Raw genomic sequence first — 15,539 nt, 5'->3', positions numbered from 1 at the left:
CTGCCCATTTTTGCGGCCAGGCGCAAAGACAAAATATCCTGCTCTGACGATGCAACGTAACGGATTTTTTCCTCAAAGCGCTTGACGGCAAGTGTGGGGGAAATGAATCCTCTTGGAGCCATCCGACGATTCACAACAGCCCATCTATAGACTTGTCCCAGTGCACCGATGTCGCGGTTAACCGTGGAAGTTGCGTACCCTGCCTCAACCAACGCCTCTGCTGCCTTTTGCAGCCGTTCACTGGAAATGGACCATGCCGATTCGTGACCGAAACCATGGACTGGATCGCACCATTTTCTGAGCCGCAGCTCCAGTTCAAGACGGGGTTTTGCAAGCGAATGCGCTTGAACCAGTTCAGCCAACGTGACGTCAACGGGAACCAAAGATGAAGCCGCATCCGCTGCAGCTTTGAGATCGATGGGGTGTTTGAATTTGGGCATGGGGTTTCCTAGAACACTGCCTTAGAAAACCTAAAACAAGTGTGAAGAAAACCCTAACAGCCGTTGATTTGGAAGAGGAAATTCCAAAAGTGGTGGGCGATGCAGGGTTTGAACCTGCGACCCCTGCAGTGTGAATGCAGTGCTCTACCCCTGAGCTAATCGCCCTGCGCCGTTTGGCGAAGAGCGCAATTATGACACGGAAATAAGCCCTGTTTTTGCTTCAACAGCTGAAAAATCAAACCCCATCGATGGCTTGATCCGGACTCAAAAGTTCAAGCCGCCGAGGCTTGTCTCCAAACGGTTTTACCACCACTGGATTTGTCCAGCTGGGTCAACACCGCGTCATGGGCCGCAAGCTCTTGGTCGTTCGCAGCCAGCACCGGCAAGACGTATTGGCTCAAATCCACCTGGACCGCGACCGACTGGGTGTTCGCGGGGGCATCGCCCGCATCGATCAGCAAGGCCTCTTGGCCGCGTGTCATGTTGATGTAGACATCGGCCAGCAATTCTGCATCGAGCAAAGCGCCGTGCAATGTCCGACCGGAGTTGTCCACTTCGAGGCGATCACACAAAGCATCCAAGCTGTTGCGTTTGCCGGGGAACATTTCTTTGGCCATCACCAAGGTATCGATGACGTTGGCAACGTAGGCCTTGAGCGGTTTTTTACCCGCCCGCTCCAGTTCCTTGTTCAGAAAGCCGACATCAAAAGCGGCGTTGTGGATGATCAGTTCCGCATCGCTCAGGTAGTCGAGGATGTCATCGCTCAGTTCCACAAATTTGGGCTTGTCGCGCAGAAACTCGTTGCTGATGCCGTGCACCTTGAGTGCATCTTCGTGGCTGTCGCGCTCGGGGTTGAAGTAAAAGTGCAGGTTGTTGCCTGTGAGCTTGCGGGCATACAACTCGACGCAACCGAGCTCGATGATGCGGTCGCCGCCTTCGGCAGACAGGCCTGTGGTTTCGGTGTCCAGAACGATCTGACGCATCTGTGGCCTCAGTGGTTTTCTTTGGCGTGGTTGATGGTGTAGCGCGGGATCTCGATCACCAAATCGCTCTTGGCCAAAAAGGCTTGGCAGCTCAGGCGCGAGTTGGGCTCCAGACCCCATGCACGGTCGAGCAGGTCTTCTTCAGTTTCTTCCATCTCGCCCAGGCTTTTGAAGCCTTCTCGCACCACCACATGGCAAGTGGTGCAGGCTGCGCTCATGTCGCAGGCATGTTCGATGTTGATGTGGTGGTCGAGCAAGGCTTCGCAAATGCTGGTGCCTGCAGGGGCCGTGATGTCTGCGCCGTTGGGGCAGTACTCGGGGTGAGGCAAAATTTTGATGACAGGCATGGTTGTTTTGGAGTTCGGGCGGCTTTTACAAGGCCTGGATATTTTGACCTGCCAAAGCTTTTTGGATGCTGTGGTTCATGCGTTCAGCGGCAAAGGCTTCTGTCCCTTTGGCCAGCGCCTGCGTGCAGTCTTCCAAAGCTTGGGCATCTTGCTCGGTTTGCACCGCCGCTTGCAAGGTGGCCATCAATGCGTCAATGGCCCGGCGCTCAGCGGATTGCAGCAAATGACCGTCGGCTTGCAAGGCACTGCGGGTGGCCAGCAACATGCGGTCAGCGTCCACGCGCGCCTCGACCAAGGCACGGGCTTTCATGTCGGCTTGGGCCGTGGTGAAGCTTTCTTGCAGCATGGTGGCGATTTGATCATCACTCAAGCCATAAGAGGGCTTGACGTCAATGCGCGCTTCGACGCCGCTGATTTGTTCTTTGGCGCCCACGCTCAGCAAACCATCGGCATCCACCGTGAAAGTGACGCGGATGCGGGCAGCACCTGCGGCCATGGGCGGGATGCCACGCAGTTCAAAGCGTGCCAGGCTACGGCAGTCCTGCACCAGATCGCGCTCACCTTGCACCACATGCAGCGCCAACGCGGTTTGGCCGTCCTGGTAAGTGGTGAAGTCTTGCGCCATGGCGGTGGGGATGGTCTGGTTGCGCGGAATGATGCGTTCGACCAAACCGCCCATGGTTTCAATACCCAGTGACAGCGGGATCACATCGAGCAGCAGCAATTCGCCTGCGGCGTTGTTGCCGGCCAGTTGGTTGGCCTGGATGGCCGCGCCCAAAGCCACGACTTCGTCGGGGTTGAGGTTGTTGAGCGGGGCCTGGCCAAAGAACTCGGACACGGCCTGCTGGATTTGCGGCATGCGGGTGGAGCCACCCACCATGACCACGCCTTGCACATCGTCTTTGGCCAATTGCGCGTCGCGCAAGGCTTTTCGAGCAGCGGTGATGCAGCGGGCCGTCAGGGCCTGGGTGGCCAAATCAAATTCGGCACGGCTGACCTGCACCGACAAGACCCCGGTGGACAAAGCCATTGTCAATGCAGCGGTGTCTGCGGTGGTCAATTGCTCCTTGGCGGCACGTGCTGCGGCCTTGAGCAGGGTTTTGTCTTCCGGCGTGAGAGCTTGCAGGCTGTGCTGCTGGGCCATGACCAAATCGGCCAAGGCCTGGTCGTAGTCGTCGCCGCCCAAGGCCGAGTCGCCGCCTGTGGACAGCACCTCGAACACGCCTTGCGCGAGGCGCAAGATGGAGATATCGAACGTGCCACCGCCCAGATCGAACACGGCGTAGACGCCTTCGCTGGAGTTGTCCAAGCCATAGGCGATGGCCGCGGCGGTGGGTTCGTTGATCAGGCGCAACACATTCAGGCCCGCCAGTTGCGCGGCATCTTTGGTGGCCTGGCGCTGGGCGTCGTCAAAGTAAGCGGGCACGGTGATCACAGCGCCGTACAGGTCGTCGTTGAAGGTATCTTCGGCGCGGTAACGCAAAGTGGCCAAAATTTCCGCACTGACTTCCACCGGAGATTTGGGGCCTTGCACCGTCTGGATGCTCAGCATGCCTTGATCGCTGGCCGTGAATTGGTAAGGCAACTTGCTGCGGTCGGCAATGTCCTGCAGGCCGCGTCCCATGAAACGCTTGACCGAGGCGATGGTGTTCATCGGATCGGTTGCGGCCGACTGCACCGCGTCGAAACCAATTTGACGGCCTTGGCCTGGCATGAAGCGCACGACCGAAGGCAGGATCACCCGGCCATCGTCATCGGGCAAACATTCGGCCACACCGCTGCGCACCGAGGCCACCAGGGAATGGGTGGTCCCCAGGTCAATGCCCACGGCGATGCGTCGCTGGTGCGGGTCGGGCGACTGGCCCGGTTCGGAAATCTGCAGTAAGGCCATGGTCAATCAGGGGGGTCAAGTCAATCGGTCGAGTTTAGCGTTCACTTCTTGCATGAAGCGCTCGATGAACATCAGCGCCCTCACCTGCCCCACAGCTTGTGCGGGGTCTTGCACGTCGTCGAGCAAGCGTGCCAGTTCTAGCTGCACACGCTTTTGTTCACCCGCCACCTCTTCGGCCAAAGCTTCCAAGCTCTGGGCGCTGTCGGTGTCGTCAAGGGTTTCTCGCCATTCCATCTGTTGCATGAGGAAGGCTGCGGGCATGGCAGTGTTGTTCTCGGCCTGCACCGGCGTGCCTTGCAGCTCACAAAGATAGGCTGCCCGTTTGAGCGGGTCTTTCAGGCGCTGGTAGGCTTCGTTGATGCGAACCGACCATTGCATGGCCACGCGCTGGGCAGCGGCGCCTTCGGCGGCAAAACGGTCAGGGTGGGCTTCGCGTTGCAGGGCTTTCCAGCGGGCATCGATTTGCGTGCGGTCCTGAGCAAACTGCAAAGGGACATCAAACAACTCGAAGTCGTTGGCTTGAAGCGAGATCACACGCGACAACTCACACGCGAAAAGACTCACCGCAACCGCAGCGGTCACGCTCGTTGGGGTTGTTGAAGCGGAACCCCTCGTTCAGGCCTTCGCGCACAAAGTCGAGCTCGGTGCCATCGATGTAAGCCAGACTTTTGGGGTCCACCAGCACCTTGACGCCGTGGCCTTCAAACACCACGTCTTCAGGCGCGATATCGTCCACGTATTCGAGTTTGTAAGCCAGACCCGAGCATCCCGTGGTTTTGACACCCAGGCGCACACCGACACCCGAGCCACGTTTGGCCAAGTACCGGGTCACATGCCGAGCTGCGGCAGCAGACAGTGAGATGGCCATGTCAGTTCAGGTGTTTCTTTTTGTAGTCGTCCACAGCCGCCTTGATGGCATCTTCGGCCAAGATCGAGCAGTGGATTTTGACTGGCGGCAGAGCCAGTTCTTCGGCGATTTGGCTGTTCTTCAAAGCCGCGGCTTCGTCGAGCGTTTTGCCTTTGACCCATTCGGTGACCAAGGAGCTGGACGCGATAGCCGAACCGCAGCCATAGGTTTTGAAGCGGGCATCTTCGATCACACCGGTTTGTGGATTGACCTTGATTTGCAGCTTCATCACATCGCCGCAAGCCGGCGCACCGACCATGCCGGTACCGACCGTGTCGTCGCCTTTGTCGAAAGAACCGACGTTGCGGGGGTTTTCGTAGTGGTCAACCACTTTTTCAGAATAAGCCATGGTGTTTTCTCCGTATTCAGGTCAATTTGAACTCAGTGGGCTGCCCACTGAATGGTGCTCAGATCGATGCCATCTTGGTGCATTTCCCACAGGGGGCTGAGATCACGCAACTTGGCCACGTTCTCGCGGATCGTCTTGATCGCGTAATCGATGTCCTCTTCCGTGGACCAACGGCCAATCGTCATGCGCAGACTGCTGTGGGCCAACTCGTCGCTGCGCCCCAAGGCGCGGAGCACATAGCTGGGCTCCAAGCTGGCCGAGGTGCAGGCGGAACCCGATGACACGGCCAAGCCTTTGATCCCCATGATGAGCGACTCGCCTTCGACGAAGTTGAAGCTCATGTTGATGTTGTGCGGCACGCGCTGGGTGGGGTGACCGTTCAAAAACACCTGCTCCATGTCGCTCAGGCCATTGATCAGGCGGTCGTGCAAAGCACGGGCCTTGGCGTTGTCTTGAGCCATCTCCAACTTGGCGATGCGAAACGCCTCGCCCATGCCGACGCACTGGTGGGTGGGCAAGGTGCCCGAGCGCATGCCGCGCTCATGACCGCCGCCGTGCATTTGCGCTTCCAGGCGAATGCGGGGCTTGCGGCGCACATACAAAGCGCCAATGCCTTTGGGGCCATAGGTTTTGTGGGAGGCCAGGCTCATCAAATCGATGGGCAGTTGGGCCATGTCGATCTCGACTTTGCCCGTGGCCTGCGCGGCGTCGACGTGGAAAACGATGCCTTTTTCGCGGCACAAATTGCCAATGGCGGTCACGTCCTGGATGACGCCGATTTCGTTGTTCACGAACATCACGCTGATCAAAATGGTGTCGGGGCGAATGGCGGCTTTGAGCGCATCCATGTTCAACAGACCATCGGCCTGTACATCCAGGTAGCTGACCTCAAAGCCTTGACGCTCGAGCTCGCGCATGGTGTCCAGCACGGCTTTGTGCTCGGTCTTGACGGTGATCAGGTGCTTGCCGCGTGACTTGTAAAAATTCGCCGCGCCTTTGATGGCCAGGTTGTTGGACTCGGTCGCGCCACTGGTCCAGACGATTTCACGGGGGTCGGCACCGATCAAGTCGGCCACTTGCTCACGGGCTTTTTCTACGGCCGCTTCAGCTTCCCAACCCCAAGCGTGGGTACGGGATGCAGGGTTGCCAAAGTGTTCACGTAACCAAGGAACGATGGCGTCAACCACCCTGGGGTCGCAAGGGTTGGTGGCGCCGTAGTCGAGGTAAATGGGGAAATGGGGTGTGGTCATGGCGGTTCTTTTGAGGGAATCAGGGTTTGGCGAACATGTTGCCCAAGTCAAACACCGAGTTGGGCACATTCACGCGGATGGGTTGGCTGATCGGCATCGGGGCAATCGCGCGCTTGAGGCTGGGCTTGTTTTCAACGACCAAGCCTTTGGCCAATTGGTCATCCACCAGCTTTTGCAGGGAAACCGAGTCCAAAAACTCCACCATTTTGGAATTCAGGGAGGCCCAAAGGTCGTGTGTCATGCAACGGCCATCGCCGCCGTTGCAGTTTTCTTTGCCGCCGCAATGGGTGGCATCAATGGGTTCGTCCACCGACAAAATGATGTCGGCCACGGTGATTTCGGTGGATTTGCGGCCCAAGGTGTAACCGCCGCCAGGGCCGCGGGTAGATTCGACCAAATTGTGGCGACGCAGTTTGCCAAACAACTGCTCTAAATAAGAGAGGGAAATCTGTTGGCGCTGGCTGATGGCGGCCAAAGTCACAGGGCCGGCATCTTGGCGCAAGGCCAGATCGATCATGGCGGTGACGGCGAAACGGCCTTTGGTGGTTAAACGCATGGCAGACTCCTGAAGTGGGTGAGGGCTAAGTCAGTGACCCGCCAAAACGGGTTCCCGACTAAACAACTCAAGTATAAACCAATCCCGATCAAATCACTCGGGTTAAAGGGTTATTACTCCGGAAGGGCTCAAGCCCGGATCAAAGGCACGATGTTGTCTCCACCGGTGGCACCAAAAGCCTGCTCTTTCAAGATGCCCAATTGGTCGCGAACCTGGGCGGCTTTTTCGAATTCCAAGTTGCGGGCATGTTCCATCATTTGCTTCTCCAACTGCTTGATGGCGCGGGAGATGTCTTTCTCGCTCATGTCCTCCACCTTGGCCCTTTGAACCGCAGCTTGCTCCAAGCGCTCGGCTTCTTTTCCCGACTTTTCGCTGTAAACACCGTCGATCAGGTCTTTGACTTTTTTGACAATGCTCTTGGGCGTGATGCCCATGAGCTCGTTGTGGGCCACTTGCTTGATGCGGCGACGCTCGGTCTCGCCCATGGCTTTTTTCATCGACTCGGTGATCCGGTCGGCATACAAAATCGCCCGACCGTTCAGGTTTCGGGCTGCTCGGCCAATGGTCTGGATCAGGCTGCGTTCGGAGCGCAAGAAGCCTTCTTTGTCGGCATCCAGAATGGCCACCAGCGAGACCTCGGGTATGTCCAAGCCCTCGCGCAGCAAGTTGATGCCCACCAGCACATCGAAAGCGCCCAAGCGCAGGTCACGCAAAATCTCGACCCGCTCGACCGTGTCCACGTCGCTGTGCAAGAAACGCACTTTCACCCCGTTGTCGCTCAGGTAATCGGTCAGCTGCTCGGCCATGCGCTTGGTCAGGGTCGTGATCAGCACACGCTCGTATTTGTCCACCCGAATGCGGATCTCTTGCAGCACATCGTCCACCTGTTGGGTGGCGGGACGCACCTCAACCTCTGGGTCGACCAATCCAGTGGGTCGCACCACCTGCTCAACCACTTTGCCCGCGTGCGTCTTTTCATAGTCAGCGGGCGTGGCCGATACAAAGATGCACTGACGCATGCGCTTTTCGAACTCTTCAAACTTGAGCGGGCGGTTGTCCAAAGCGCTGGGCAAGCGAAAGCCGTATTCCACCAAAGTGGTCTTGCGGGCCTTGTCGCCGTTGTACATGGCGTTGAGCTGGCCAATCATCTGGTGGCTCTCGTCCAGGAACATGATGGCATCGGCTGGCATGTAGTCGGTGAGCGTGCTGGGTGCGTCACCCGGGGCTGCACCTGACAAATGACGGGTGTAGTTCTCAATGCCCTTGCAATGGCCCACTTCGGACAACATTTCCAGATCAAAGCGGGTGCGTTGCTCCAGGCGCTGGGCTTCGACCAACTTGCCCATGCCCACCAGCTCTTTCAGACGCTGGGCCAGCTCGATCTTGATGGTTTCTACCGCCGCCAACACTTTGTCGCGCGGTGTCACATAGTGGCTGGATGGGTACACCGTGAAACGTGGGATTTTTTGGCGAATGCGCCCTGTCAGCGGGTCAAACAACTGCAGGCTTTCAATCTCGTCGTCAAACAGTTCGATCCGGATCGCCAGCTCGGAGTGTTCGGCCGGGAACACGTCGATCGTGTCACCCCGCACCCGAAATTTGCCGCGCGAAAACTCCATGTCGTTGCGCTGGTACTGCATGCGGATCAGCTGGGCGATCACATCGCGCTGACCCAGCTTGTCCCCCGTGCGCAGCGTCATGATCATGCGGTGGTAACTCTCGGGCTCGCCAATGCCGTAGATGGCCGACACCGTGGCCACGATCACCACGTCGCGCCGCTCCATGATGCTTTTGGTACAAGACAAACGCATCTGCTCGATGTGCTCATTGATCGCGCTGTCCTTTTCGATGAACAGATCGCGTTGGGGCACATAGGCCTCGGGCTGGTAATAGTCGTAGTAACTGACGAAATACTCGACCGCGTTCTTGGGAAAGAACTCGCGGAACTCGCTGTAGAGCTGCGCGGCCAGCGTCTTGTTGGGCGCAAACACAATGGCCGGCCGACCCAGCTGCGCAATCACATTGGCCATGGTGAAGGTCTTGCCGGACCCGGTCACACCCAGCAGGGTTTGAAACACCTCGCCGTCATGCACGCCTTCGACCAGCTGCTCGATGGCCACCGGCTGGTCCCCTGCAGGGGGGTAAGGCTGGTACAGCTCAAATGGAGAACCGGGATAGCTGATGAACTTTCCCTCGGCGTACTTTTCAGCGTCGGGAGCTACAAGAACAGGGACTTCGGGCAATGTGGGCATCTTTGGGGAAACAGCGTCTGGCAAAACCCAGCGGTGAGGGCCGTTAAAATCTGGAGTAACCTGAAAGCCTAACCGAGGAACGGGTTTCCTGCCACCACTGAACAATCCAAGGACTTTTCATGTCTCTGTTTTCCGCCGTCGAAATGGCCCCCCGCGACCCGATCCTGGGTCTGAACGAACAATACAACGCCGACACCAACCCCCACAAGGTGAATCTGGGCGTGGGCGTGTACTTCGACGACAACGGCAAACTGCCTCTGCTGCAGTGTGTGCAAGCGGCCGAAAAAACCATGATGGCCACACCAACAGCACGTGGCTACCTGCCCATTGACGGCATCGTGGCCTACGACAACGCCGTCAAGGCACTGGTATTTGGCGCAGATTCCGATGTAGTCAAGTCGGGCCGGGTGTCCACCGTGCAGGCCATTGGCGGCACAGGCGGCCTGAAAATCGGTGCCGACTTCCTGAAAAAAGTCAGCCCCCAAGCCAAAGTGCTGATTTCTGACCCCAGCTGGGAAAACCACCGCGCCATCTTCGTGAACGCAGGTTTTGAGGTCGACACTTACGCTTACTACGATGCAGCCACGCGCGGCGTCAATTTCGACGGCATGCTGGCCAGCCTGAATGCGGCCGCTGCGGGCACCATCGTGGTGTTGCACGCCTGCTGCCACAACCCCACCGGTTACGACATCACCGATGCCCAATGGGACCAGGTGATTGCCGTGGTCAAGGCCAAGGGCCTCACCGCCTTTTTGGACATGGCCTACCAGGGCTTTGGCTATGGCATTGCCGAAGACGGCGCGGTGATCGGCAAGTTTGTTGCTGCAGGCCTGAACATCTTCGTCTCCACCTCGTTTTCCAAGAGCTTCAGCCTCTATGGCGAGCGCGTGGGCGCTCTGTCGGTGGTGGCCACTGACAAAGAAGAGGCATCTCGAGTGCTGAGCCAGTTGAAAATTGCCATCCGCACCAACTACTCCAACCCCCCCATCCACGGTGGCGCAGTGGTGGCGGCCGTCTTGAACAGCCCCGAGTTGCGTGCGCAGTGGGAACAAGAACTGGCCGAAATGCGCGTGCGCATCAAGGCCATGCGCCAAAAACTGGTGGATGGCCTCAAAGCCGCTGGCGTGCAACAAGACATGGGCTTCATCACCAGCCAGATCGGCATGTTCAGTTACTCGGGCCTGACCAAGGACCAAATGGTGCGCTTGCGCTCCGAATTTGGGGTGTACGGCACCGACACAGGCCGAATGTGCGTGGCCGCGCTCAACAGCAAGAACATTGACTACGTTTGCGCATCGATCGCCAAAGTGGTCTGAAAGCCCTCAGATCTAAACAAAACCGCCCCTGAACGGGGCGGTTTTTTTTTGGACGGTCGAGATGGTGACTGCCGATTAGGGGAGAGCATCCATAATTATTCACAGCCTTCATGTAGTATTGCTGCACCGCACCATTTTCCAAGGGAAACAGTCCATGCTTTACCAGATCTTCGAAACACAACGCTCGTTCATGGAGCCTTTTTCCGATCTTGCACAAGCTGCGTCAAAACTCTTCAGCAATCCATCGAACCCCATGTCGCAAACGCCCTTGGCGCAGCGCACTTCAGCCGGTTATGCCCTGATGCACCGTTTGGGCAAAGACTACGAAAAGCCAGCGTTCGGCATCCAGACCATCAAGGTCAACCAAACCGAAGTGGCCATTCAAGAGCGGATCGAAATCGACAACCCTTTTTGCGAGCTGCGCCGATTCAAGCGTTTTTCGGACGATCCCGACACCTTGACCCAACTCAAGGGCCAGCCTGTCGTGCTCATCGTGGCGCCTTTGTCGGGCCACTACGCAACTTTGCTGCGTGATACCGTCAAAACCATGTTGCAAGACCACAAGGTCTACATCACCGACTGGAAAAACGCCCGTATGGTGCCCTTGTCCGATGGGGAATTCCACCTGGACGACTACATCAACTATGTGCAAGAGTTCATCCGCCACCTGCAGTCCAAATATGGCAACTGCCATGTGGTGAGCGTTTGCCAGCCCACCGTGCCCGTCATGGCCGCCGTCTCTTTGATGGCCAGCCGAGGCGAAAAGACCCCGTTGACCATGACCATGATGGGTGGTCCGATCGATGCCCGCAAATCACCCACCTCGGTGAACAACCTGGCCACCAACAAGAGTTTCGAGTGGTTCGAGAACAATGTGATCTACCGCGTGCCGTCCACCTTTCCAGGTGCGGGTCGCCGTGTTTACCCCGGCTTCTTGCAGTACACCGGTTTCGTGGCCATGAACCCTGACCGCCACGCCAAGAGCCATTACGACTACTTCAAAGACCTTATCAAGGGCGACGACGCCAGCACCGAAGCCCACCGCAAGTTTTATGACGAGTACAACGCTGTGCTCGACATGGACGCTGATTACTACCTGGAAACCATCGCGACCGTGTTCCAGGATTTCAAACTGGTCAACGGCACCTGGGATGTGAAGGGCGTGGACGGCAAAGTGGAACGTGTGCGACCACAAGACATCAAGGGCACCGCCCTGATGACGGTGGAAGGCGAGTTGGACGACATCTCCGGGTCTGGCCAGACCCGTGCGGCACAAGACCTGTGCAGTGGCGTGCCCGCCAGTGAGCGTTTGCACCTGGAAGTGCCGGGCGCAGGGCACTACGGCATTTTCAGTGGCCGCCGCTGGCGCGACGTGGTGTACCCACAAGTGGTCAAGTTCATCCTGAGCCATCCCCTGGAAAATACAGCCAAAACCGTGGCTGTCGCGGCACCCAAAGCGCCAGCACCTGCCCCTGTGAAACCGGTGGTGGCCAAGGCTGCGAAAACTGAAGCCGCACTGGCACCCGCCAAAGTGGCTGCGAGAGCCACGCCTGCGGCCCAAAAAACGGCAGCCAAAGCGGTTGCGAAACCCGTGAAGGCCCCGGCCAAGTCGGCATCGCCGGTCAAATCGGGCGCAGCGGTCAAAACCACCTGGGTCAAACCCAAGACCAAAGCCTGAGGCGCATGCCCGCTTCCCACCCCACAGCGCCTGAGTCCCAGGCGCTGTTTCATTTGATCAACAGCGCCCTGCCCCAAACGCAGTGCACGCGCTGCGGCTATCCGGACTGTGCCAGTTATGCGCGTGCCATGGCCGAAAAACAAGCCCCCATCAACCAGTGTCCGCCCGGGGGGCAAGCGGGCATTGAGCGTTTGGCGCAATTGACCGGTCAGCCCGCCAGGCCCCTGAACCCAGCGCATGGCACGGAAGGCCCACGCCAAGTGGCCCACATTGACGAGGCTTGGTGCATTGGTTGCACCCTGTGCATCGAGGTCTGCCCGACCGATGCCATCTTGGGGGCCAACAAAGTGATGCACACCGTGATCGAGCCCTGGTGCACTGGCTGTGAACTGTGTTTGCCGGTGTGTCCGGTCGACTGCATTGAACTGGAGAATGTGACGGGCCTGCAAACAGGCTGGGCGGCCTGGTCCGCCGAACAAGCCAGTGATGCCCGCGCCCGCTTTGAATCAAGGCAGCAACGCTTGGTGCGTGAGGACGCCGAACACCAGCGTCAATTGCAGGCCAAAGCCGAGCACAAACTGGCCGATCTGGCCGCTCTCACCCACGGCTCAAGCAGTGCGCCTGAGGTGGAACGCAAACGCGCCATCATCGAAGCGGCGCTCGCCAAAGCCAAAGCCCGCCAAAGCGGGGTCTGACACACTTGCGGGCATGAGGCCCTCAGTGTGCGGCTGCGGCCCAAGCCGAAAACGCTTGGACCACTTCGGCCGGGGCCTGCACCAACTCGATCAGTACGCCTTCACCACCGATGGGGAACTCTTCGTTCGCTTTGGGGTGCAAAAAAGTGATGTCAAAACCGGCCGCCCCCTTGCGGATTCCGCCCGGCGCAAAGCGCACGCCTTGCGCCGTGAGCCAGGCCACTGCGACCGGCAGGTCGTCGATCCACAAGCCGATGTGGTTCAAAGGCGTAGCGTGCACAGCGGGCTTTTTCTCAGGGTCCAGCGGTTGCATCAGGTCCACCTCGACCTTGAACGGACCGGTGCCGATGGCGCAAATGTCTTCGTCGACGTTCTCGCGTTCGCTTTGGAAGGTGCCGGTCACCTCGAGACCGAACATGTCGACCCAGAGCTTTTGCAAGCGGCCCTTGTCAGGACCACCAATCGCAATTTGCTGGACGCCCAGCACTTTGAAGGGACGCTGGATGCCCATTTATTCGAACTCCACGATCATCTGGTCCACCGTCAGCGATTCGCCCTTGGAAGCCACCACTTTTTTAACCACGCCGTCTTGGGCGGCAAACAGCACGTTTTCCATTTTCATCGCTTCGATCACGGCCACACGCTCGCCCGCTTGCACCTTTTGACCCACGGCCACAGCCACATCCACCAACAAACCCGGCATGGGCGACAAGACAAAGCGACTGAGGTCAGGTGGAGCCTTGTAGGGCATGAGCTTGTGCAGCTCGGCCATGCGGGGCGACATCACCAGCGCTTCGATGCGGGTGCCGTTGTGCTGCACTTGCAAGGCCAAGGGGTTCTTCAAGGTGCCGCGCTCAATTTGGGCCGTGAACGGTTTGCCATTGCAGGTGCCTTCGATGCGGATATCGTTCAAACGGGAATTGCTCACGATCGCATAGGACTTGCCGTCCACGGTGATGTGCGCTTCCCCATGTTTGCCGGCCAGCTCCGCCACATGCACGGCCACATAACGGTTGTGGCCGCCCTGCCCCAACTCCACCACCGCATAGTCTTGACCCACTTTGACGTCATAGCCGGGCAACTGTCCGCTGATGCTGGCGGCACGTTGGCGTGACTTGCGGCGAACAAACGCGGCCAAAGCGGCCAAAAAATCGTGGTCCTCATGTGGCACGTCTTCCGCGCGAAAGCCTTTGCCGTATTGCTCGGCAATGAAACCTGTGTTGAAGTCGCCCGACACAAAGCGGGGGTGCGCCAACAAAGCGGCTTGGAAAGGGATGTTGGAGCTGATGCCGCGAATCACAAAGCCGTTCAAGGCTTCGCGCATTTTGGCGATCGCATCCAAGCGGTCTTTGCCGTGCACGATGAGCTTGGCGATCATCGAGTCATAGAACATCGGGATCTCGCCACCGTCTTGCACACCAGTGTCCACGCGCACGCCAAGCAGATCAGCCGTGTTGCCTTGGAACATGGTTTGCTTAGGCGTTTGGAAACGAACCAAACGGCCCGTAGAGGGCAAGAAATTGCGGAACGGGTCTTCGGCATTGATTCGGCACTCGATGGCCCAACCATCGCGCTTGACCTCGGCCTGGGTGAAGGACAGCTTTTCGCCAGCGGCCACCCGGATCATCTGCTCCACCAAGTCAAGGCCCGTGATAGCCTCGGTCACCGGGTGCTCCACCTGCAGGCGGGTGTTCATCTCGAGGAAGTAAAAGCTTTGGTCTTTGCCGACCACAAACTCCACTGTGCCCGCCGACTGGTATTTCACCGCCTTGGCCAACTGCACAGCCTGTTCGCCCATGGCTTTTCGGGTGGCTTCGCTGATGAAAGGTGACGGTGCCTCTTCGATGACTTTTTGGTGACGACGCTGGATCGAACACTCGCGCTCGTTCAAATAAATCACGTGGCCATGGCTGTCGCCCAGCACCTGAATCTCAATGTGGCGGGGCTCCTCGACAAACTTTTCAATGAAGACGCGGTCGTCGCCAAAGCTGTTGCGCGCTTCGTTGCGGCATGAGGTGAAGCCTTCAAAAGCTTCTTTGTCGTTGAAGGCCACGCGCAAACCTTTGCCTCCGCCGCCTGCAGACGCCTTGATCATCACGGGGTAGCCAATGCCATTGGCGATCTCGACCGCTTTTTCGGCCGTTTCGATGGCGTCGTTGACACCCGGGATGCAATTCACGCCCGCAGCACCTGCCAATTTTTTCGACTCGATTTTGTCGCCCATGGCGGCAATCGAGAAGTGGCGTGGGCCGATGAAGGCAATGCCCTCGTCTTCGCAGCGCTTGGAGAACTCGGCGTTCTCGCTCAAGAAGCCGTAGCCCGGATGAATGGCTTGCGCGCCTGTCGCCTTGGCCGCTGCAATGATTTTGTCAGCCACCAGGTAAGACTCGCGTGAGGCCGCTGGGCCAATCAGCACCGCTTCGTCGGCCAGTTGCACATGGCGTGCTTCTTTGTCGGCTTCGGAGTAAACAGCCACGGTTTTGATGCCCATCTTGTGGGCAGTGGCGATGACACGGCAAGCGATTTCGCCGCGGTTGGCAATCAGGATTTTGGTAAACATCTTGTTCTTCTCCTTGGCAATCACAGTGGAATGTTCCCGTGCTTGCGCCATGGGTTGTCGATCTTTTTGTCTTTCAACATCACCAACGAGCGGCAGATGCGCTTGCGGGTCTCGTGCGGCTGAATCACATCGTCGATGAAGCCGCGAGCGCCCGCCACAAAGGGGTTGGCAAAACGGGCTTTGTATTCGGCTTCTTTGGCGGCCAGTTTCTCGGGGTCGCCCTTGTCTTCGCGGAAGATGATTTCCACCGCACCCTTGGCACCCATGACCGCGATTTCGGCGTTGGGCCAGGCAAAGTTCACGTCGCCGCGCAGG

Annotated in this window: 16 protein-coding genes and 1 tRNA gene; 3 read left to right on the top strand and 14 right to left on the bottom strand. The window is 58.3% G+C overall.

Annotation, left to right across the window (positions count from 1 at the left end; genetic code table 11):
- The 11 genes from Q0O19_RS10685 to uvrB all read right to left on the bottom strand — a co-directional run.
- A partial coding sequence (locus Q0O19_RS10685) for a site-specific integrase (RefSeq protein ID WP_295522819.1) occupies window positions 1–440 on the bottom strand: 440 nt, incomplete at its 3' end.
- 90 nt (window positions 441–530) lie between these two features.
- Window positions 531–605, bottom strand: a tRNA-Val gene (locus Q0O19_RS10680).
- Between the two features lie 107 nt (window positions 606–712).
- The gene (gene dnaQ / locus Q0O19_RS10675; protein WP_295522817.1) at window positions 713–1,423 is read right to left on the bottom strand and encodes a DNA polymerase III subunit epsilon; all 711 of its coding nucleotides are present in this window, start codon (window positions 1,421–1,423) and stop codon (window positions 713–715) included.
- 8 nt (window positions 1,424–1,431) lie between these two features.
- Window positions 1,432–1,770: an ISC system 2Fe-2S type ferredoxin gene (fdx, locus tag Q0O19_RS10670; RefSeq protein ID WP_295522815.1), complete on the bottom strand. Its 339-nt coding sequence runs from the start codon at window positions 1,768–1,770 to the stop codon at window positions 1,432–1,434.
- Window positions 1,771–1,795: 25 nt separating this feature from the next.
- Window positions 1,796–3,661 (bottom strand): Fe-S protein assembly chaperone HscA, encoded by a 1,866-nt coding sequence (gene hscA, locus Q0O19_RS10665; protein ID WP_295522813.1) that lies wholly within the window; start codon window positions 3,659–3,661, stop codon window positions 1,796–1,798.
- 15 nt (window positions 3,662–3,676) lie between these two features.
- On the bottom strand, window positions 3,677–4,192 hold the full coding sequence (gene hscB, locus Q0O19_RS10660; RefSeq protein ID WP_295522821.1) for a Fe-S protein assembly co-chaperone HscB: 516 nt from the start codon (window positions 4,190–4,192) through the stop codon (window positions 3,677–3,679).
- A gap of 13 nt (window positions 4,193–4,205) precedes the next feature.
- A complete protein-coding gene (gene iscA, locus Q0O19_RS10655; RefSeq protein ID WP_108352478.1) occupies window positions 4,206–4,529 on the bottom strand; it encodes an iron-sulfur cluster assembly protein IscA in 324 nt (107 codons plus the stop codon).
- Between the two features lies 1 nt (window position 4,530).
- Window positions 4,531–4,917 carry a Fe-S cluster assembly scaffold IscU gene (gene iscU / locus Q0O19_RS10650; protein WP_295522811.1) on the bottom strand — a complete coding sequence of 129 codons (387 nt, stop codon included), beginning with the start codon at window positions 4,915–4,917 and terminating at the stop codon, window positions 4,531–4,533.
- 32 nt (window positions 4,918–4,949) lie between these two features.
- Window positions 4,950–6,167, bottom strand: a complete 1,218-nt coding sequence (locus Q0O19_RS10645; protein ID WP_295522809.1) for an IscS subfamily cysteine desulfurase — start codon at window positions 6,165–6,167, stop codon at window positions 4,950–4,952.
- A 19-nt stretch (window positions 6,168–6,186) separates the two neighbouring features.
- Complete coding sequence (gene iscR / locus Q0O19_RS10640) at window positions 6,187–6,723, bottom strand: Fe-S cluster assembly transcriptional regulator IscR (RefSeq protein WP_295522807.1); 537 nt, start codon at window positions 6,721–6,723, stop codon at window positions 6,187–6,189.
- Between the two features lie 128 nt (window positions 6,724–6,851).
- Window positions 6,852–8,975 carry an excinuclease ABC subunit UvrB gene (gene uvrB / locus Q0O19_RS10635; protein WP_295522805.1) on the bottom strand — a complete coding sequence of 708 codons (2,124 nt, stop codon included), beginning with the start codon at window positions 8,973–8,975 and terminating at the stop codon, window positions 6,852–6,854.
- Between the two features lie 119 nt (window positions 8,976–9,094).
- Between uvrB and Q0O19_RS10630 the strand changes: the two genes are divergently transcribed.
- The 3 genes from Q0O19_RS10630 to rsxB all read left to right on the top strand — a co-directional run bounded on the left by Q0O19_RS10630 (window position 9,095) and on the right by rsxB (window position 12,664).
- Entirely contained in the window at window positions 9,095–10,291 is a 1,197-nt protein-coding gene (locus tag Q0O19_RS10630; RefSeq protein ID WP_295522803.1) for an amino acid aminotransferase, read from the top strand.
- Between the two features lie 154 nt (window positions 10,292–10,445).
- Window positions 10,446–11,969 (top strand): polyhydroxyalkanoate depolymerase, encoded by a 1,524-nt coding sequence (gene phaZ / locus Q0O19_RS10625; RefSeq protein ID WP_295522802.1) that lies wholly within the window; start codon window positions 10,446–10,448, stop codon window positions 11,967–11,969.
- Between the two features lie 5 nt (window positions 11,970–11,974).
- The gene (gene rsxB, locus Q0O19_RS10620; RefSeq protein ID WP_295522800.1) at window positions 11,975–12,664 is read left to right on the top strand and encodes an electron transport complex subunit RsxB; all 690 of its coding nucleotides are present in this window, start codon (window positions 11,975–11,977) and stop codon (window positions 12,662–12,664) included.
- 22 nt (window positions 12,665–12,686) lie between these two features.
- On the opposite strand, the gene Q0O19_RS10615 is transcribed toward rsxB, so the two are convergent.
- The 3 genes from Q0O19_RS10615 to Q0O19_RS10605 form a co-directional block, all read right to left on the bottom strand.
- A complete protein-coding gene (locus Q0O19_RS10615; RefSeq protein WP_295522798.1) occupies window positions 12,687–13,175 on the bottom strand; it encodes a VOC family protein in 489 nt (162 codons plus the stop codon).
- Window positions 13,176–15,224: an acetyl/propionyl/methylcrotonyl-CoA carboxylase subunit alpha gene (locus Q0O19_RS10610; RefSeq protein WP_295522796.1), complete on the bottom strand. Its 2,049-nt coding sequence runs from the start codon at window positions 15,222–15,224 to the stop codon at window positions 13,176–13,178.
- Between the two features lie 20 nt (window positions 15,225–15,244).
- Window positions 15,245–15,539 (bottom strand): carboxyl transferase domain-containing protein (locus Q0O19_RS10605; RefSeq protein ID WP_295522794.1); only part of this gene is annotated, 295 nt, incomplete at its 5' end.

It is taken from the genome of Limnohabitans sp. Rim8 (genome assembly GCF_945869175.1).
GTDB lineage: Bacteria > Pseudomonadota > Gammaproteobacteria > Burkholderiales > Burkholderiaceae_C > Limnohabitans_A.
This window is presented reverse-complemented; position numbering and strand designations above follow the sequence as displayed.

Bases quoted from the DNA above. Each gene is read 5' to 3' on its own strand.
- uvrB (WP_295522805.1), bottom strand. From the start codon at position 8,975: ATGCCCACATTGCCCGAAGTCCCTGTTCTTGTAGCTCCCGACGCTGAA.
- dnaQ (WP_295522817.1), bottom strand. From the start codon at position 1,423: ATGCGTCAGATCGTTCTGGACACCGAAACCACAGGCCTGTCTGCCGAA.
- rsxB (WP_295522800.1), top strand. From the start codon at position 11,975: ATGCCCGCTTCCCACCCCACAGCGCCTGAGTCCCAGGCGCTGTTTCAT.
- phaZ (WP_295522802.1), top strand. From the start codon at position 10,446: ATGCTTTACCAGATCTTCGAAACACAACGCTCGTTCATGGAGCCTTTT.
- Q0O19_RS10610 (WP_295522796.1), bottom strand. From the start codon at position 15,224: ATGTTTACCAAAATCCTGATTGCCAACCGCGGCGAAATCGCTTGCCGT.
- iscR (WP_295522807.1), bottom strand. From the start codon at position 6,723: ATGCGTTTAACCACCAAAGGCCGTTTCGCCGTCACCGCCATGATCGAT.
- iscA (WP_108352478.1), bottom strand. From the start codon at position 4,529: ATGGCCATCTCACTGTCTGCTGCCGCAGCTCGGCATGTGACCCGGTAC.
- Q0O19_RS10630 (WP_295522803.1), top strand. From the start codon at position 9,095: ATGTCTCTGTTTTCCGCCGTCGAAATGGCCCCCCGCGACCCGATCCTG.
- Q0O19_RS10615 (WP_295522798.1), bottom strand. From the start codon at position 13,175: ATGGGCATCCAGCGTCCCTTCAAAGTGCTGGGCGTCCAGCAAATTGCG.
- hscA (WP_295522813.1), bottom strand. From the start codon at position 3,661: ATGGCCTTACTGCAGATTTCCGAACCGGGCCAGTCGCCCGACCCGCAC.
- fdx (WP_295522815.1), bottom strand. From the start codon at position 1,770: ATGCCTGTCATCAAAATTTTGCCTCACCCCGAGTACTGCCCCAACGGC.
- iscU (WP_295522811.1), bottom strand. From the start codon at position 4,917: ATGGCTTATTCTGAAAAAGTGGTTGACCACTACGAAAACCCCCGCAAC.
- Q0O19_RS10645 (WP_295522809.1), bottom strand. From the start codon at position 6,167: ATGACCACACCCCATTTCCCCATTTACCTCGACTACGGCGCCACCAAC.